The sequence below is a fragment of the Rhodococcus coprophilus NBRC 100603 genome (genome assembly GCF_001895045.1).
GTDB classification, from domain to species: domain Bacteria; phylum Actinomycetota; class Actinomycetes; order Mycobacteriales; family Mycobacteriaceae; genus Rhodococcus; species Rhodococcus coprophilus.
On sequence record NZ_BDAM01000005.1, the window covers coordinates 501,053 to 518,993 of the forward strand.

General features: G+C 67.2%; 17 protein-coding genes. 11 read left to right on the forward strand and 6 right to left on the reverse strand.

From position 1 onward, the window contains the following. Positions 1-382 precede the first annotated feature (382 nt). The gene (locus RDCOP1_RS10925) at positions 383-784 is read left to right on the forward strand and encodes an SHOCT domain-containing protein (protein ID WP_111731579.1); all 402 of its coding nucleotides are present in this window, start codon (positions 383-385) and stop codon (positions 782-784) included. A 132-nt stretch (positions 785-916) separates the two neighbouring features. Here RDCOP1_RS10925 and RDCOP1_RS10930 read toward each other — a convergent pair whose 3' ends face one another. Both RDCOP1_RS10930 and RDCOP1_RS10935 read right to left on the reverse strand, forming a co-directional pair. Beyond that, positions 917-1,798, reverse strand: a complete 882-nt coding sequence (locus tag RDCOP1_RS10930) for a zeta toxin family protein (RefSeq protein WP_072700252.1) — start codon at positions 1,796-1,798, stop codon at positions 917-919. Next, the gene (locus RDCOP1_RS10935; RefSeq protein ID WP_072700253.1) at positions 1,798-2,244 is read right to left on the reverse strand and encodes a hypothetical protein; all 447 of its coding nucleotides are present in this window, start codon (positions 2,242-2,244) and stop codon (positions 1,798-1,800) included. Before RDCOP1_RS10935 ends, RDCOP1_RS10930 begins: the two co-directional genes overlap by 1 nt. Before the next feature lie 318 nt (positions 2,245-2,562). Here RDCOP1_RS10935 and RDCOP1_RS10940 point away from each other — a divergent pair, with 318 nt between their 5' ends. Genes RDCOP1_RS10940 through RDCOP1_RS10960 form a run of 5 tightly spaced genes read left to right on the forward strand, consistent with a single transcriptional unit; the run spans position 2,563 to position 8,000 of the window. Next, entirely contained in the window at positions 2,563-4,095 is a 1,533-nt protein-coding gene (locus RDCOP1_RS10940; protein WP_072700255.1) for a CoA-acylating methylmalonate-semialdehyde dehydrogenase, read from the forward strand. Positions 4,096-4,106: 11 nt separating this feature from the next. Continuing rightward, entirely contained in the window at positions 4,107-5,261 is a 1,155-nt protein-coding gene (locus RDCOP1_RS10945; RefSeq protein WP_072700257.1) for an isobutyryl-CoA dehydrogenase, read from the forward strand. Further along, positions 5,258-6,322, forward strand: coding sequence for an enoyl-CoA hydratase/isomerase family protein (locus tag RDCOP1_RS10950; protein WP_072700259.1), 1,065 nt, complete (start codon positions 5,258-5,260; stop codon positions 6,320-6,322). The genes RDCOP1_RS10945 and RDCOP1_RS10950 overlap by 4 nt, the downstream gene beginning before the upstream one ends. Further along, entirely contained in the window at positions 6,259-7,227 is a 969-nt protein-coding gene (gene mmsB / locus RDCOP1_RS10955) for a 3-hydroxyisobutyrate dehydrogenase (RefSeq protein WP_072700478.1), read from the forward strand. Before RDCOP1_RS10950 ends, mmsB begins: the two co-directional genes overlap by 64 nt. Further along, on the forward strand, positions 7,224-8,000 hold the full coding sequence (locus tag RDCOP1_RS10960; RefSeq protein WP_072700260.1) for an enoyl-CoA hydratase: 777 nt from the start codon (positions 7,224-7,226) through the stop codon (positions 7,998-8,000). The genes mmsB and RDCOP1_RS10960 overlap by 4 nt, the downstream gene beginning before the upstream one ends. Before the next feature lie 75 nt (positions 8,001-8,075). Here RDCOP1_RS10960 and RDCOP1_RS10965 read toward each other — a convergent pair whose 3' ends face one another. From RDCOP1_RS10965 to RDCOP1_RS10980, 4 genes are all read right to left on the reverse strand, one after another. Further along, positions 8,076-8,603: a MarR family winged helix-turn-helix transcriptional regulator gene (locus RDCOP1_RS10965; RefSeq protein ID WP_072700480.1), complete on the reverse strand. Its 528-nt coding sequence runs from the start codon at positions 8,601-8,603 to the stop codon at positions 8,076-8,078. A gap of 75 nt (positions 8,604-8,678) precedes the next feature. Beyond that, a complete protein-coding gene (locus RDCOP1_RS10970) occupies positions 8,679-9,827 on the reverse strand; it encodes a sulfotransferase family protein (protein WP_072700262.1) in 1,149 nt (382 codons plus the stop codon). An 11-nt stretch (positions 9,828-9,838) separates the two neighbouring features. Further along, positions 9,839-10,627 carry an SDR family oxidoreductase gene (locus RDCOP1_RS10975; RefSeq protein ID WP_072700264.1) on the reverse strand — a complete coding sequence of 263 codons (789 nt, stop codon included), beginning with the start codon at positions 10,625-10,627 and terminating at the stop codon, positions 9,839-9,841. Further along, a complete protein-coding gene (locus tag RDCOP1_RS10980; RefSeq protein WP_072700266.1) occupies positions 10,624-11,790 on the reverse strand; it encodes a hypothetical protein in 1,167 nt (388 codons plus the stop codon). The genes RDCOP1_RS10975 and RDCOP1_RS10980 overlap by 4 nt, the downstream gene beginning before the upstream one ends. A gap of 81 nt (positions 11,791-11,871) precedes the next feature. Here RDCOP1_RS10980 and RDCOP1_RS10985 point away from each other — a divergent pair, with 81 nt between their 5' ends. The 5 genes from RDCOP1_RS10985 to RDCOP1_RS11005 all read left to right on the forward strand — a co-directional run bounded on the left by RDCOP1_RS10985 (position 11,872) and on the right by RDCOP1_RS11005 (position 17,878). Next, on the forward strand, positions 11,872-12,801 hold the full coding sequence (locus RDCOP1_RS10985) for an IclR family transcriptional regulator (RefSeq protein WP_072700268.1): 930 nt from the start codon (positions 11,872-11,874) through the stop codon (positions 12,799-12,801). A 115-nt stretch (positions 12,802-12,916) separates the two neighbouring features. Further along, complete coding sequence (cysD, locus tag RDCOP1_RS10990; RefSeq protein ID WP_072700270.1) at positions 12,917-13,873, forward strand: sulfate adenylyltransferase subunit CysD; 957 nt, start codon at positions 12,917-12,919, stop codon at positions 13,871-13,873. Next, positions 13,873-15,711 carry an adenylyl-sulfate kinase gene (gene cysC, locus RDCOP1_RS10995; RefSeq protein WP_072700272.1) on the forward strand — a complete coding sequence of 613 codons (1,839 nt, stop codon included), beginning with the start codon at positions 13,873-13,875 and terminating at the stop codon, positions 15,709-15,711. Before cysD ends, cysC begins: the two co-directional genes overlap by 1 nt. Further along, the gene (locus RDCOP1_RS11000; protein ID WP_072700274.1) at positions 15,708-16,835 is read left to right on the forward strand and encodes a 3'(2'),5'-bisphosphate nucleotidase CysQ; all 1,128 of its coding nucleotides are present in this window, start codon (positions 15,708-15,710) and stop codon (positions 16,833-16,835) included. The genes cysC and RDCOP1_RS11000 overlap by 4 nt, the downstream gene beginning before the upstream one ends. Before the next feature lie 53 nt (positions 16,836-16,888). Beyond that, positions 16,889-17,878: an MBL fold metallo-hydrolase gene (locus tag RDCOP1_RS11005; protein ID WP_072700276.1), complete on the forward strand. Its 990-nt coding sequence runs from the start codon at positions 16,889-16,891 to the stop codon at positions 17,876-17,878. Positions 17,879-17,941: the final 63 nt, after the last annotated feature.

Sequence of the window (17,941 nt, forward strand, 5' to 3'; positions counted from 1 at the left end):
CGGTCCCCGCAGCCACTGCCTGATCAGATCGACGGGTACCTGACCGACCGCCGTCTCCAGGAGGAAGCCGTCGTACCCGGTACGCGGGCGGGTACGTATCCGGTAAGCCGCGATGAACGCTCCCGCCGCGACGCCTGCTCCAGACCACCGGCCATCGGGCAGCGGCGCCCGTCGAGTTGCAGTGCGAAACGCGCACGACCCGTCTGCGGCCGGTGTAATCCGGACGGGGGACAGTACGGCGTGTCATTGGCACGTTGCCCGGCTACTGGGCTGCCAGCCGGGACCATGCGGCGGGCGTGTGAATGCGCCATCTCAAACTTCTCGGAGGGACTGCAATGCCAACCAAGTTGGGCACGCGTTGGGCTTCGGTAACGGAAAGATCATGGAGTACGAAGATGGCACCGCCGCGTACATCAAGAGCGGGGAGTTCACGCAGGCCTGCCGTGTCGACATCGCCGACGTCAGGGGCTTTTCTGTAACCCACAACGGCAAGATGCTCACGCGGATGCTTCACATCCTCGGCAACGGCACCACCCTGGCCTCGGTGGAGGTCAACCATGGCACGGCCGAGCTGATCGAGAAGTGGTTTCAGAGTCACCGGCTCTTCAACAGCAAGTCGACACCGACAATGGTCGTACCGGTACAGGCCGACCCACCGGCGCCGGCAGCAGCATCACCCTCGCTGATCGCCGATGAACTGCGGAAACTCGCCGATTTGCAGAGGGAAGGCATCCTCACCTCCGAGGAGTTCGCGGCGCAGAAGGCCAAGCTTCTCGCTCGCTGATCGGGGTCGGCGAGCGTCCGATCAGGGGCCGTGACGCCATTGCCACCGGCTGGATCAGGCGAAATCGACATAAGAGCGGGCAGGGAAGCGGTTTCCCGTACAGGACCACCGACCGGGGGACGAAGTCCGATCCTACTTTTCGGAGTGCTCTCCGGCGGACTCGTAGCTGATCACACCATCGCTCCGGGTGGAGATTCGCTGAACGAGTTCCCCGCTGGTGTAGTCGTCGACGAGGAGTTCGACGGAGCGGATCTCTGCGGTGAGGGGGTGATCGAAGGTGGCGCGGGCGTTCGCAGCACAGATCGTCTCGGATCCGGTGTCCGGGTACAGAGCGGCGATCACGGCCGCGGGGGTGAACCGCCCGCCAAGCCCATTGTCGACGCGCTGCCGGCCGCCCCACCACCGTTGCAGCGCCTGCGTCTGCGCGCGTTCAAGGGGAACTTCGACGTCCATGATGGTGAATCGTTCGTAGCCTGCAGCGCCGAGTTTACGGAGGAGACGTTCACCCAGGCCAGGCCAGCTGAATGTGCCTTCGATAACGATGTTTTCGCCGCGCTGCAAGCAGAGGTCCTGCAGTGCGTCGAGGATCTTCGTCGACTCTGTGTGCACCAGTGTGGCGAGTTCCCGGGGCATGACGGTCCCGCCGTCCGGCAGGGACAGGTCGAGGACGCTTCGGTAGACGCCGGTGTCGAGTGCGTCACGGATCAGGTGGTCCTTGATCCGGTCGGCGTCGAGGATCCGCCAGCCCAGTCCTGCGAGGCCGTGACGTTGAATGCTCGTTGACTTTCCCGCGCCCGGTACGCCAGCCGTGGCGACCGCGCAAAAGTGCCCATCGAAGGCGATGTCGCGCTGTTCGGCGAGGTAACTCTCGATGATCCGGTCCACGGTGCGACGCCGGTGTGGGTCGTTGGCGTAGAGCCGGTGTGAAGCTGTGGCGCCGTCGCGGTCGAGCGTGCCACCGCTGGCGCACATTCGCTCGAGTACAACCGCTGTCTTCGCTTGCAGGTCCGCCACTACACGCGCCCAGCAGCAGCGCGTCGGTCGGCGGTCAGGTTGAAAAGACGCTGGTAGTCGTCATCTGAGAGCAAGTCACGGGCCCGTTCGATCTGGTCCCAGGTGCCTGGCAGGTAGACCTCGCCGGTGGGGTCGGTCTGTCCGAACGTGTAGTCCCAGTGTTCGAGTTCGTTCATCATCGCGGCGTGGTCGATCATGCCTGCGGCGTATTCGAGGAGCACCTCGCGTGGGCTGCGCTCGCACACGTCGGGGGTGAGGCGTGCGGCCTTGGCCAGGCGGCTGACCTCGGGCTGTTCGACGCCGATCTCTTCTGCGATCTTGCGCTGAGTCCATCCGGCCTTTACTGCGTCGCTGACGGCGCGGAGCTTGAGGATTCTCGCCAGTTCGTTGCGTGCAGGTACTGCCCGCAGTCGGCGTTCGATGTCTGGTTCGTAGGAAACTGACATATGAATCATTCTCCTCAGCTGGTGATATACGAAACTGTATCAGCCCTGGAGCTGTATGCCATCGCCCGTCTTTCGGCCGTGCGCAAACGGAACCTGGACAGGACAAGCGCGACCAGTAGAAGGGCTGACCTTATCCGGCGAGTTCGCGGATCATGAGACGGTGCTGTTCCTCCGTCCGCCGGTCATGGGGCGGAGCTTGGTGCAGCAGCTGTGACCCTGGACATACATGGACTTCCAACTATAGGATGAGCGAAGACTTTGGACTTCCCGGCTGCCATGACACAGCCACCACTATCGAGTAAAGGACGGGTTTCGCGCATGAGCATTCGAGAACTGACCCACTTCGTCGGAGGCAAGCACGTCTCCGGCACCTCCGGCCGCTTCGCCGACGTCTTCGACCCCAACACCGGCGAGGTCCAGGCCCGTGTTCCGCTCGCCACGCGCGCCGAGGTCGAGAACGTGATCGCCGACGCCGAAATCGCACAGAAGGAATGGGCGTCGTGGAACCCGCAGAAGCGCGCTCGCGTCCTCATGCGGTTCCTGCAGCTCGCCCAGGACAACATGGACGAACTCGCCCGGCTGCTCTCGAGCGAGCACGGCAAGACGATCCCCGACGCGAAGGGCGACATCCAGCGCGGCCTCGAGGTCGTCGAAGTAGCACTCGGCGCTCCGCACCTGCTCAAGGGTGAATTCACCGAATCCGCCGGCGCCGGTATCGACGTGTACTCGATGCGGCAGCCGCTCGGCGTGGTCGCGGGCATCACCCCGTTCAACTTCCCCGCCATGATCCCGCTGTGGAAGGCTGCACCTGCCCTCGTGTCCGGCAACGCCTTCGTCCTCAAGCCGTCCGAGCGCGACCCCTCCGTGCCGCTGCGCCTCGCCGAACTCTTCCTCGAAGCCGGCTTGCCCGCGGGCGTGTTCAACGTCGTCAACGGCGACAAGGAAGCCGTCGACGTCCTGCTCGACGATCCGCGGGTCAAGGCACTCGGATTCGTCGGCTCGACGCCGATCGCCCAGTACATCTACGAAACCGCCGCGAAGAACGGCAAGCGCGCACAGTGCTTCGGCGGCGCGAAGAACCACGCCGTGATCATGCCCGACGCCGACCTCGACCAGGTCGCGGACGCACTCGTCGGCGCCGCCTACGGCTCGGCCGGTGAGCGCTGCATGGCACTGTCGGTCGCAGTCCCCGTCGGTGAGGAGACCGCCGACCGGCTCGTGGCCAAGCTCCGCGAGCGCATCGCCGAACTCCGCATCGGCACCAGCTTCGACGAGAAGGCCGACTTCGGTCCGCTCGTGACCGCCGCCGCCCGCGACCGCGTGCACGGGTACATCGCGAAGGGCGTCGAAGAAGGCGCCGAACTCGTCGTCGACGGCCGCGGATTCGTCCTCGAGGGCAACGAGGGTGGATTCTTCTCCGGGGCAACCCTGTTCGACCGCGTCACTACCGACATGTCGATCTACAAGGAAGAGATCTTCGGTCCCGTCCTGACCGTCGTGCGCGCCCGCGACTACGAGGAGGCCCTTCGCCTGCCCAGCGAGCACGAATACGGCAACGGCGTCGCGATCTTCACCCGCGACGGTGATACCGCCCGCGACTTCACGACCCGCGTCCAGGTCGGCATGGTGGGCGTCAACGTTCCGATCCCGGTTCCGATCGCGTACTACACCTTCGGTGGCTGGAAGGCGTCGGGCTTCGGCGACCTCAACCAGCACGGGGCGGACGCCTTCCGCTTCTACACCAAGACCAAGACCGTCACGCAGCGCTGGCCGTCCGGTGTCAAGGAAGGCGACATCGAGGGCGCTCACGTCGCGGACACCGACCACTTCGTCATTCCGACGATGGACTAGGCGGTACGCCGATGTTCACCCTCAGCGACGACGACCGGGCGATCCGCGACACCGCCCGCGACTTCGCCACCGAGTACCTGGCTCCCCACGCGGTGGAATGGGACCAGAACAAGCACTTCCCGGTCGACGTGCTGCGCAAGGCCGCAGCACTCGGCATGGGCGGGATCTACATCCGCGAGGACGTGGGTGGATCGGGGCTGCGCCGCCTCGACTCCGTCCGCATCTTCGAGCAACTCGCAACCGGGTGCCCGTCGATCGCCGCCTACATCTCGATCCACAACATGGTCACGTGGATGATCGACAAGTTCGGTGACGACGAGCAACGACACCACTGGGTTCCCCGGCTGAGTTCGATGGAATTCCTCGGGAGCTACTGCCTCACCGAACCCGGCGCGGGCTCCGACGCGGCCGCGCTCAGCACCAGAGCGGTGCGCGACGGGGACGACTACGTGCTCACCGGCGTCAAGCAGTTCATCTCCGGCGCAGGCACTTCCGACGTCTACGTCGTGATGGCCCGCACCGGCGACACCGGCGCGCGCGGTATCTCGGCGTTCATCGTCCCGAAGGACACGCCGGGCCTGTCGTTCGGTGCCAACGAGAAGAAGATGGGCTGGAACGCACAGCCCACCCGCCAGGTCATCCTGGACGGCGCGCGCGTGCCGGCGGCGAACCTCCTCGGTTCGGAGGGCGGCGGGTTCCGCATCGCGATGCACGGCCTCAACGGCGGCCGCCTCAACATCGCGGCATGCTCGGTGGGCGGTGGCCAGGCCGCGCTCGACCGGACGGTCGCCTACCTCGCCGAACGCAAGGCCTTCGGCGACCGGTTGCTCGATTCGCAGGCGCTGCAGTTCCGGCTCGCGGACATGCGCACGGAACTCGAGGCTGCGCGCACCCTGCTGTGGCGGGCAGCGGACGCACTCGACAACGAGGCGGCGGACGTCGTGGAACTGTGCGCGATGGCCAAGCGCTTCGCCACGGACGCCGGATTCGCCGTCGCGAACGATGCGTTGCAGCTTCACGGTGGCTACGGTTACCTGGCCGAGTACGGGATCGAGAAGATCGTGCGGGATCTGCGCGTGCATCAGATCCTCGAAGGAACCAACGAGATCATGCGGGTGGTCGTCGCGCGGAGCGTGGTGGCCGCAGCGCAGAACGGAGCGCAATGACCGGGCAGGAACCCGAGGTCCTCATCGAGGCGAAGAACGGACTGGGCCACATCACGCTCAACCGTCCCAAAGCGATCAACGCGCTCAACCACGACATGGTTCGCGTGATGGCGGAGGCGCTCACGGAGTGGGTGGCCGACGACTCCGTCCGCGCCGTCGTCGTCCGCGGCGCCGGGGAGCGTGGACTGTGCGCCGGTGGTGACATCGTCTCGATCTATCACGATGCCCGCGACGGCGGTACCGGCTCGCAGGAGTTCTGGCGCGACGAGTACATCCTCAACGCCGCGATCGGCCGCTACCCCAAGCCGTACGTGGCGATCATGGACGGCATCGTGATGGGCGGCGGGGTCGGCATCTCCGCGCACGGCAACGTCCGGATCGTCACCGAACGCTCGAGCATCGCAATGCCCGAGACCGGCATCGGGTTCATCCCCGACGTGGGCGGCACCTACCTCCTCTCGCGCACACCCGGCGAGATCGGCACGCACATCGCGCTGACCACCGGCCGGATGAAGGCGGGCGACGCCATCGCCCTCGGCTTCGCCGACCACTTCGTGCCGTCCGACGCCCTCGACAAGTTCGTCGCAGCGCTCGAGACCGGTTCGGTCGACGACGCACTGGCCGAATACTCCCGGCCCGCACCGGAATCGACGTTGCTCGCGCAGCGCGACTGGATCGACGCGGCATACTCCGCGGACACCGTCGAGGAGATCGTCGAACGCCTACGCAACAGTGACGTCGACGAGGCCCGGTCCACCGCCGAGCAGATCCTCGCCAAATCGCCTGTCGCTCTCAAGGTCACGTTGCGGTCGCTCCGTCACGCACGGACACTCGGCAGCCTCGAAGAGGTCCTGAACGAAGAGTTCCGGGTCTCGTCCGCGTCGCTGAAGTCGCACGACCTCGTCGAGGGGATCCGCGCTCAGGTGGTCGACAAGGATCGCAATCCGCAGTGGTCGCCCGCGACCCTCACCGATGTCACCGACGCCGACATCGACGCATACTTCCAGCCGCTCGGCGAGCTCGAACTCGGCCTCGCCGCTCCGAAGGAGAACGACCGATGAGTGAACTCCCCAACGTCGCCTTCCTCGGTCTCGGCCACATGGGTGGGCCGATGGCCGCGAATCTCGCCAAGGCGGGCTACGCGGTGACCGGGTACGACCCGGTGCCCGCCGCCCAGGAGGAAGCCACGAAGAACGGCATCACCGTCGTCGGGTCCGCGGTCGAGGCCGTCCCCGCCGCCGACGTCGTGATCACCATGCTGCCCAACGGCAAGCTGGTCCTCGACCTGTACGACGAGATCCTCGGCGCGGCAAAGCCGAACACGCTCTTCGTCGACAGCTCGACCATCGACGTCGCCGATGCGCGTGACGCTGCCGGTCGTGCGCAGGCAGCCGGTCACCGTGCCGTCGACGCCCCGGTGTCCGGTGGTGTGGCCGGCGCCGCAGCAGGCACCCTGGCCTTCATGGTCGGCGGCAGCGAGGAAGACTTCGCCGCAGCGCAACCGCTCCTCGACGTCATGGGCCGCAAGGTCGTGCACTGCGGCGGATCGGGCAACGGCCAGGCCGCCAAGATCTGCAACAACATGATCCTCGGTGTGTCCATGATCGCGATCAGCGAAGCATTCGTGCTCGGCGAGAAGCTCGGCCTCGACAACCAGGCGTTGTTCGACGTGGCGTCCAACGCCTCGGGGCAGTGCTGGGCGCTGACGAGCAACTGCCCGGTTCCCGGCCCAGTGCCCACGACTCCGGCCAACAACGACTACCAGCCGGGTTTCGCCGCGGCGCTCATGGACAAGGATCTCGGTCTGGCGTCGAACGCGGTGCGCTCCAACGGGGTCGAGGCCGAACTCGGGCTTCGTGCCGCCGAGCTCTATCATCGGTTCAACACCGGTGGTGGTGGCGGGCTCGATTTCTCCGCCATCATCAACGACATTCGTGACCGCTCGAACGCAGAGGACAGCAAGTGACCGATTTCGAGACCATCCTGCTCGAGCGCAAAGGCCGCGTCGGCATCATCACGCTCAACCGGCCCAAGGCGCTCAACGCACTCAACAGCCAGTTGATGCGCGAAGTGGTCTCGGCGGTCGAAGAACTCGACGCCGACCGTGAGATCGGGGCGATTCTGCTCACCGGTTCGGAGCGGGCGTTCGCCGCCGGCGCCGACATCAAGGAGATGGCACCCAAGACCTTCTCCGAGGTGTACGCCGAGGACTTCTTCTCCGACTGGGATCGGTTGTCGTCCGCTCGCACCCCGATCATCGCTGCGGTGTCGGGTTACGCGCTCGGCGGCGGATGCGAGCTGGCGATGTTGTGCGACTTCATCATTGCGTCCGACACCGCCAAGTTCGGTCAGCCCGAGATCAAGCTCGGTGTCATCCCCGGCATCGGTGGATCGCAGCGTCTCACCCGCGCGGTCGGCAAGGCCAAGGCGATGGACATGTGCCTGACCGGCCGCAACATGGACGCGGAGGAAGCCGAGCGTGCTGGCCTGGTCTCCCGGGTCGTGCCAGCCGCCGAACTCCTCGAGGTCGCGCTCGACGCTGCCACCACCATCGCGTCGATGTCGCTGCCGGCTGCGATCATGGCGAAGGAAGCGGTGAACCGGTCGTTCGAGACGACTCTCGCCGAAGGTGTGCGATTCGAGCGGCGGGTGTTCCACTCCACGTTCGCCACCGCCGACCAGAAGGAAGGCATGGCGGCGTTCGTCGAGAAGCGCGCGCCCGAGTTCAAGCACGGATAGTTCGACGCGAGAAACGAAGAACGCCGTCCCGATGTGGGGCGGCGTTTTCTCGTGCAACGGGCGCGTGATGGGCATTCACCACTTCGACGGCGCACCGCCGGTGTCGAAATCGCCTGCGTCGTGGCGCATCGTCGCGAGTATGCGCAACAGGGTGTCGATGTGCTCGGAGGGGATCCCCGGGCGGGCGAACACCTCGGTGTTGAGTTTTTCGGTCGCCTCGATCGCCAGGGCACGACCCGCATCGGTGAGTTCGACGAGCGTGGCGCGGCGGTCGCTGGGATGCGGGGTGCGGCGCACCAGATGCGCTGCCTCGAGCCGGTCGACGGCGTTGGTCACGCTCGTCGGATGCACTTGCAGACGCGCACTCGCCTTGGCCATCGGCAACGCTCCAGCCTTGGTGAAGTTCAGCAGGGTGAGTAGTTCGTACCGGGCGAAGGTCAGGCCGAAGGGTTTGAGCACCTCTTCGACCCGGGCCATCATGATCTGCTGCGCCCGCATCACCGAGGTCACCGCGGCCATTCCGTCGGCGACCTCGCCCCAACCGTGGGCAACCCACTGACGGTGGGCTTCGGCGATCGGGTCGAGGGGGAGTGGTGCGGGCATGCCTCCCATCATTCCATGCGGGAACGCGCAGGTAGGGAGGCACACCGGGTGCTCGGGCGGAAGGATCGGCAGGCGTCAGCGATACGCATACGCGGGGAAGCGCTCGTCGACGTCCTGTACCGACAAGCCGAACTCCTCGAGCGTGTAGCGATGTGCGGGTTTGCGGGCTCCGCTGCGGCTTTCGTCGTGCAACGACGCCATCGCGCGTTCGGCTTCGGCGGTGAACGGCATGTCGAACCGGTCGTAGAGCCCGCCCACCGTGCCCAGCGGGTCGGCCACGAAATCCCGGTAGTCGACGTCCACGAACTGCGCGGGGTCGTGCCGGGCCCGCGCGCTGGTGAAGTGGTCGTAACCGCGTGCCCACAGCTCGAGCTGGCTCCGGCCGATCGTGTCACCGACGAAGGCCTCGGACCACCCTTCGGTGGCCTGTGCCGCGAGACTGCACACGGAAGGGATCACCGTCCGGGGGTCGCGGTGCGTCACCACGATCAACGCATCCGGATACACGGTGAGGAGTTCGTCGAGCGCGAACAGGTGACTGGGATTCTTCAGCACCCATCGTTTTCCCTCGTCGGGCAGGCCGATGAGCTGGAGGTTCTTGCGGTGCCGCGCATAGGCGCCGGTCCAGTCCTGCCCGGCGAGCCACTGCGAATACGTGGGCAGGTGCGCGAGACATTCGTACGAGATCGACCGGAACGACTGGCGTAGCAACTGCCAGCATTCCTCCACCTCGGCCGCGGACATGTAGTGCACACCCATGAACTCGGGGTGCTCGACGTGGTGTTGCGCGAAGCCCGCCTCGATGCTCGCGAACACCGGATCGTGCTCCCAGGTCTCGCGAGGCGGCCGGGGCTGGGGCATCTCCGTCAGCCACATCTCGAGGCCTTGATGCGCGGGGTCCGCCGCGAGGAGCCGATGCAACGCGGTGGTGCCGGTGCGAGGGAGTCCGGTGACGAAAACGGGGCGGGTGACAGGAACGTCGACGTAGCCGGGATGTCGTGCCCACGCCGCTTCCGACAGCAGTCGCGCGACCAGCGCGCCGCGAAGGAATACCCGCGACATCTTGCTGCCCAGCGGGGTGAGGACCTCGTCCCGCGCGTACGACTCGAGCAGTACTTCCAGCGCGTCGCGGTAGTCGTCCTCGCCGAAGTCGGACAGTCCCGTCAGCCGGGTCGCGGAGGCATGAAGGTCGTCGACGGTGCCCACGGTGGTGCGTTCGCTCATCTGATGTCCGTTCAGTGGTGGTATTCGCCGCAGTTGACGTCGATGCATTGCCCGGTGACAGCCGAGGCCATCGAAGAGGCCAGGAAGATCACCGTGTCGGCGATCTCCTCGGTGGTCGGCAGGCGCCGGAGATCCGAGGCAGCGGCGGTGTGCTCGTAGATCTGCTCGACGGAGGTGCCGTACTTGCCGGCCTGGTGCTCGAAGTACCCTCGGAGCGTCGGTCCCCAGATGTACCCTGGTGCAACCGAATTGACCCGAATCCCTTGCGGTCCGAGTTCGGTGGCCAGGGACTGCGACATCGCCAGCAGTGCCGACTTGGCGAGTTTGTAACTGCCGTAACGCTCCTGGGAATGACGCAGGACCATCGAGTTGATGTTGACGACCGATCCGTCCGTCTCGGCGAGGGCGGACGTGAAGGAGCGGGTCAGGCGCAGCGCGCCGAGCACCGTCAGCTCCACGCTGTCGCGGATCTGCTGAAAGTCGGTTCCTGCCAACGGTTTCATCGACGGTACAGAGAATGCGTTGTTGACCAATGTGTCGATGCGGCCGTACTCGGCTGTAGCGGCCTCGGCGAGCGCCGCGACGGATTCGTCGTCGGTGATGTCGGTGGGAACCGGCAGTGCCCGGCGACCCAGCGCCTCCACCTCTGCCGCCACCTTCTCGAGCCGCTCCCGGGTGCGGGCGGCGAGGACGACGTCGGCGCCCTGGGACGCGCATCGCAGCGCGAGGGTGCTGCCCAGGCCAGGGCCGACACCGGAGATGACGACGACGCGATCCTGCAACAACCCGGCGGCGCTCATCCGAGCATCCGATCGGCGATCGCGGCCTGGCGTGCGGCGATGCGCGCCGCCCACTCGTCGGGGGTGATGCGGTTCGCGTCGTGGAACGGCAACGCGTCGGCGAGGCCCTCGAACGGAACGACCTGCGCCACCGGGCCGTCCGAGGCGGTGAGTTCGCGGTCGAGGCGCTGCCAGCGGAACTGCAGAATCCCGCGGCTGCGCCCGAGGGTCTCCACCCAGTTGACGAGGCCGGGATTGCGCGCGGAGACCACGATCCGCACCATCCCGTCCGGGTCCACGCGGGCTTGGGTGTTGTTGAGCGAGGTCTGGTGGTGGATGTAGTCGAGCGAGATGTACCAGAGGCTCCCGATCTGGAAGCCCAGATAGGGGGCATCGGTCGCGGGCAGGGTCAGGATCATCGCTTCGTCGTCGGCGAGGTCGAAGTGCCCCACCGACGAGTACTGCGTGTCGAGCCCACCCGGCGTACGCCGAGGCTCGGTGACGGTGTTGACCGGCAGCTTCAGGTAGAACCACTCGGGGAACTGCAACCACGTCTTCACCCGTGACACCAGTCCGCGACCTGCCCGTTCGTACCGTTTGACCGCGTCCTGGTGAGTGGGTGCCGGTGCCGGAGTGCCGAGGGTGTCGAGACGGTCGATGCGCAACGTGCCGCGGCGTTGCGTCCAGTCGCTGTAGACCTCCCGGACGACCAGCTGGGACGAGCCCGGTGCGAGAGTGAAGTAGTTGCGCTCGGGATCGGCCGGCCCGGGCCCGAAGCGAACCTCGAAGGTTCCGTCGTCCGCGATGCGCAGGGCGCGGTCGTCGAAGGCGGTGACGTTGCCGGGCACCGCGGCGTCGGTGTAGTTGCCCGCGAGCACCTGGAAGCTCAGATCGCATGTGCTGCCGCGGCGCCCGGTGACGACGTATTCGGCGTTGTCGCGTACGGCTGCGCCCCAGTACAGGGTGTCGGGGTTGTCGAGCCCCATCTTCGCGTACGGGCCGGTGCCGGTGATGAACACGGGGTGGGTGCTGCTGTGCGCCCAGGCGGCGTGAACACAGGCGGCGATGCCGCCGGCAAGGTAGCCGTAACCCTCGGTGAGGTCGTCCTCGGTCCGGATGTGCGGGGCGGTGGCGACGAGTTTCTCGGCCTCGGCTATCGCCGCGGTGAGTGGATCGGTGAGCACGTCGGTCTCCTGTGGTCCAAATATGTACCGCTGCGGTAGTGTCCGTTGCGCCGACGATAGAACGTGTTCCAGGGAGGGTCAATGGCCGGTCGCAGGGACGGCGCCGGGGCGTCCGGGGCGGCCACCGCTCGCCGCTCGCCCCCGACCGAGCGCGTCGTGCAGGTCCTCGATCACCTCGTCGCACGACCGGGCCGTCGGTTCGGACTGTCCGAACTGGCCCGTGAGCTCGACCTGAGCAAGCCGACTTGCCTGGGCATCCTCACCGCGCTGACCGACGCGGGCTATCTCATCCGTGATCCGATCGACAAGACCTACGGCCTCGGGCCGGCGTTGATCGTCGCGGGCCGGGCCGCACAGCGCGGATTCGCGTCCGGACCGGTCGCGCATCGGCACCTCACCGCTCTCAGCGCGGAGTTCGGGGTGATGTGCACCGCCTCGGCGGTGGTCGGCGACCGCATCGCCATCCTCGACGTGGTGGGCGGAACGGGCAGCGGCGCCGCAGCGAGGGTCGGCGAGGTCTACCCGTTCGCGCCGCCGGTCGGACTGATGTACGTGCTGTGGGACACCGACGACCGCATCGACCGGTGGTTGGGCCGAGAACCGACGCTGCCGGTGTCCGTCGACCGTGTCCGCCTGAAAGCCGTGATCGACGAGTGCCGCCGAACGGGTTATCTCGTCGAGTCGCTGACCCCGGGAGGCCGGCGTCCGTACGCGTTGATGGCTGGAGTCGTCTCCCACGACCTGGCGCCCGAGATGCGGGAGATGCTGGCGGAACTGGTGTCGAGTCCGGGCGAGCGAGTCGTGCTGCCCGGCACCCTCGGCCCGGACGGCACGCATCGGGTCAACCTGATCGCTGCACCCGTCTTCGATCCAGACGGTCACCAGTCGCTCGTGCTCGCGCTTCACCTCGAACGGGAGGTCGACCGTGCCGAGATCGAACGATGCGGCAGGGCGCTGGTGGCTGCTGCCGATGCCATCACCGCGGACCTCGGTGGGCGGCACGCCTCCTGATTCGGAAGGGGGCGGGACGTTGACCCAGAATTGAAACTCGTTCTATTCTGGCCGGGACCGTTTCGACCACTTCGGTACATATATGGACCGAATCCTCCGGGGCTGGGAGCGCGCAATGACGACAGTGCCGCCACAACGACCGCCCCGAGTCGACCCACCCCGTGCCCCGTCCTACGAGCTCGGGCTGCTCGGTGCCCTCGAAGCGGAGTCCGTGCACATCTTCCGCGAGGTCGCCGCGACGTTCGCGCGACCGGTGCTGCTGTTCTCCGGCGGCAAGGACTCCGCGGTGATGCTCCACCTCGCGGCGAAGGCATTCTGGCCGGCGCCGCTGCCGTTTCCGGTTCTGCACATCGATACCGGGCACAACTTCGACGAAGTGGTCGAGTTCCGCGACCGTACGGTCGCGCGGCACGGCCTGCGCCTGCTCGTCGCCTCGGTGCAGGACGACCTCGATGCCGGGCGGGCCGTCGAAGACGACGGACCGCGCGCAACCCGTAACCGGCTGCAGACGGGCACGCTCCTTCGGGCACTGCGCGACGGCGGCTTCGACGCCGTGTTCGGCGGTGCCCGCCGCGACGAGGAGAAGGCCCGGGCCAAGGAACGCATCTTCAGCCTGCGCGACGAGTTCGGGCAGTGGGATCCGAAGGCGCAACGACCCGAGGTGTGGCGCCTCTACAACGGCAGACATCGCCCGGGCGAACACGTGCGTATCTTCCCGCTGTCCAACTGGACCGAGCTCGACATCTGGCGCTACATCCGCGACGAGCGCGTCGATCTCCCCTCCCTGTACTACGCCCACCGGCGTCCGGTGGTCGAACGGGACGGAATGCTCCTCGCACACACCCGCTTTCTGACCCTGCTCCCCGGCGAATCGACCCGCGAGACCCTCGTCCGGTTCCGCACGGTGGGCGACGCGACGTGCACCGGTTGCGTCGAATCCGCAGCGGGAACCGCGGACGAGGTGGTCACCGAAGTCGCCGCGAGCCGGGTCACGGAGCGCGGAGCGACCCGCGCCGACGACCGCATCTCGGAGGCCGGAATGGAAGACCGCAAGAAAGAGGGGTACTTCTGATGCCGGGCCTGCTGCGTATCGCTACCGCCGGCAGCGTGGACGACGGCAAATCCACTCTCATCGGCCGGCTCCTGTTCGACTCCAAGGCGGTCTTCGAGGATCAGCTCGACGCGGTGACCCGCACGAGTCGCGACCGCGGCGCCGAACGCACCGATCTGTCGCTGCTCACCGACGGCCTGCGTGCGGAACGCGAACAGGGCATCACCATCGACGTCGCGTACCGCTATTTCTCCACCGCCCAGCGCAATTTCGTCATCGCGGACACTCCGGGTCATGAGCAGTACACCCGCAACATGGTGACCGGGGCATCCACGGCCGACCTGGCGCTCGTCCTCGTCGACGCCCGCAAGGGCATCGTGCGCCAGACCCGGCGGCACGCGTTCCTGGCCGGGTTGCTCGGTGTGCGGCACGTGGTCCTGTGCATCAACAAGATGGACCTCGTCGAGTGGTCCCGGGACCGGTACGACGAACTGTGCGACGAGTTCCGGACCTTCGCAACCAAACTCGACGTACCCGACCTCACGTTCGTTCCCGTCTCGGCGTTGCACGGCGACAACGTGGTCTCGCGAACCGCGAACATGCCGTGGTACGAGGGAACATCACTGCTCCACCACCTCGAACAGGTGCACGTCGCATCCGACACCAACCTGATCGACGCGCGCCTGCCGGTGCAGTACGTCATCCGGCCGGGTGACGATGCCGGTCGCTCCGGCTTCCGCGGCTACGCGGGCACGATCGCCGGTGGAGGATTCGCACCCGGAGACGACGTAGTCGTGCTTCCGTCGGGGTTCGGCACGCGTGTACGGAACATCTGGGGACCGGGTGGTACGGCGCTGGAGCACGCCTACGCGGGGTCCGCGGTGTGCGTCGAACTCGACGACGAACTCGACGTCGGCCGCGGCGACATGTTGTGCCGGCCCAACAACCGGCCGCTCGCCGGGCACGAACTCGACGCCATGGTGTGCTGGTTCGACGACCGTTCGACACTCGACCCCGATGCGCGCTACGTGCTGCTGCACACCACCCGGTCCGTCACCGCGCGGGTCGTGCGGCTCGACTACCGGCTCGAGGTCGACACCCTGCACCGGGACGAGACGGCAACCTCGCTGGCTCTCAACGAAATCGGGCGTGTTCAACTGCGCACCCAGCAGCCGCTGCTGTTCGACCCGTACCGGCGCAACCGCACCACAGGCAGTTTCGTACTCGTCGACGACAGGACCGGAAACACCGTCGCAGCCGGGATGATCACCGGCCCCACTCTCGGTGGCACGGCGGTGGTGTGGCACGCGGCCGAGGTCGGGCGCGGTGACCGGTTGAGGACGGGCGCGACCGTGTGGCTCACCGGATTGTCCGCGTCGGGCAAGTCCACGGTGGCGGTCGAACTCGAACGCAGACTGATCGCGGAAGGAATTCCCGCCTACCGGCTCGACGGCGACAATCTGCGCCACGGGCTCAACTCCGATCTGGGCTTCGGGGCAGAGGACCGCGCCGAGAACGTGCGCCGTGTCGGTGCCGTCGCCCAGATGATGGCCGACGCCGGACTGGTCGCGATCTGTGCGCTGATCAGTCCGTACCGAGCCGATCGCGACCGCATCCGACGGCAACACGAGGAAGCGGGCGTCCCGTTCCTGGAGGTGTTCGTCGATACGCCGCTCGCGGAATGCGAAGCGCGCGATCCGAAGGGAATGTATGCGCGCGCCCGCGCAGGCGAGCTGACGGGCTTCACCGGAATCGACGACCCGTACGAACCGCCACACGCCCCCGAACTGGTACTGCGCCCCGATGACGGCACTGCGGCAGCCCAGGCATCGCTCGTCGTGCAATTGTTGACGGCATGACCGACGACCAGCTCGACGACGCCCGACTCGCTGCCGAGATTGCCTCCGGCGCAGGTGAATTGTTGCTCACCCTGCGCGCGATCGAAGGCGACGCTCTCACCGGTCGTGACCTGGGCCGTCGCGGCGACCACGCTGCCAATACCTACATCCTCGAGCGGATCGCCGCTGCTCGCCCGGGGGACGCAGTGCTCTCCGAGGAGTCCGCGGACGATCCGGCGCGGGTGGACGCGGACCGGGTCTGGATCATCGATCCGCTGGACGGCTCGAAGGAGTACGGGATGCCCGCCCACATCGATTGGGCGGTGCACGTGGCGTTGTGGGAGGCAGGCAAGGGACTCACCGCCGGAGCGGTCGCGCAACCCGCGATCGGCACGGTGCACAGCACCGCGGATCCGGCGCCGGTGCGGGAAGCACTGCGCCCCCGCCCCCGCATCGTCGTCAGCGGAAGCCGGCCTCCCGGTTTCGTGTTCGAGCTCGCGCGGGATCTCGGTGCGGACCTGATCCGGATGGGCTCGGCCGGTGCGAAGGCGATGGCTGTGGTCCGCGGCGAAGCCGACGCCTACATCCATGCAGGTGGACAGTGGGAATGGGACTCGGCAGCGCCGGTCGCCGTCGCGCAGGCCGCGGGCCTGCACTGCGCGAGGATCGACGGCAGCACGCTGGAATACAACCGTCCGCACCCGTATCTGCCCGACCTGGTGATCTGCCGCCGCGATTGGGCGCCCGCTGTGATGGCTGCGCTCGCCGAGCGCGCCACGGCCCCCGGCGACAGCCCCCGCGTGGCGATGGCCCGCGCGTACATCCGATCCCTCATCCGGCACGACGCCACGGACGTGCGGTTCGCACCCGACGCGTGGCGCGTGGAGAACGGGCAGCGCACCGGCGACAGCGGCGCTGAGATTCGCCACCGCCTCGAGCACGGCGCCGAGTACCTGCCCATCCGCCGGGTGCGTGACCTGCACTTCCGCGAGTGGCACCACAGCGTCGTCGCGCGCTTCGTGCTCGATGTCGCGGCCGGCCCTACCTCCGAAACGTCCGTGTCGGTGACCGAGCACTTCGACATCCCGGCGGGGGAGATCCGGTCGATCGTCGCGATCATCGAGCCCGTTCCGGAAATCGGCTGAACGGTGTGTGTAGCGTCGGTCACGATTTCATTTTTCGTTGGGAGGCATCACGAATGACCGAAGCACGCGATATCGGAGACGGCATCCACGTCGTATCCGTCCCGGTGGCAGATCTGCCCGTCGGTGACACCCAGGTCTATGTGATGGAGTCTCCGGGCGGCGTAGTCCTGGTCGACGTCGGCTGGGACGACGACCGGTCCTGGGCGGCGCTGCAGGACGGCCTGGCGAGCGCCGGCCTGTCGGTGACCGACGTCGAGGGTGTGGTGGTCACCCACTTCCATCCCGACCATGTCGGTCTCACCGGGCGAATCCGTGAGGCGTCGGGCTGCTGGGTTGCCATGAACGAGGCAGATTTTCCGCACCTCGAGTCGATGATCTCCGGAACCAACCGGAGCGCCGAGGAAGCGGAGTTGCTGCGCCGCGCAGGGGCACCCGCGTCCGACATCGACGACCATCTCGCCTCCGCGGTCTACCCTCCCGGGCGTCCCGAGATGATTCCCGACCGGAAACTCGGGGCAGACGAGGTCATCCCGCTCTCGGGGCGCTCGTTGCGCACCGTGCTGACGCCGGGCCACACCGCGGGACACGCGTGTTTCCTCCTCGAGGACCACGGTGTCCTGTTCAGCGGAGACCACGTGCTCGCCACCACCACTCCGCACGTCGGCGAATTCGACTTCCCGCTTCCGAAGCGCGACGCGCTCGGCGAGTACCTGACGTCCCTGGCGGCGGTGTCGGCCCTCCCCGTCCGCCGGACCCTCCCCGCACACCGGCAGGAGATCGCCGACCTGCCGCGCAGGACCGGGGAACTCATCGCACACCACGACCAGCGGCTCGACGACCTGTTCGACGCATTCGGCGACGAAGAACTCACGCTCTGGGAGGCCACCTCGCGGATGCGCTGGTACCGGCCGTGGGACGAAACCCCCATGCAGGGCAAGAAGATGGCACTCGCGGAAGGTTCCGCTCACGTACGCCAGCTCATCGAGCGGGGCCGGATCCGCCGCCTCCCCGGAACCGACCCGGCGCGGTTCGCGCGGCTCTGACACTGCGCGAAAACAGAGCCGAGACGCAACGACGACGGCCCCGCTTCGAAAACGAAGCGGGGC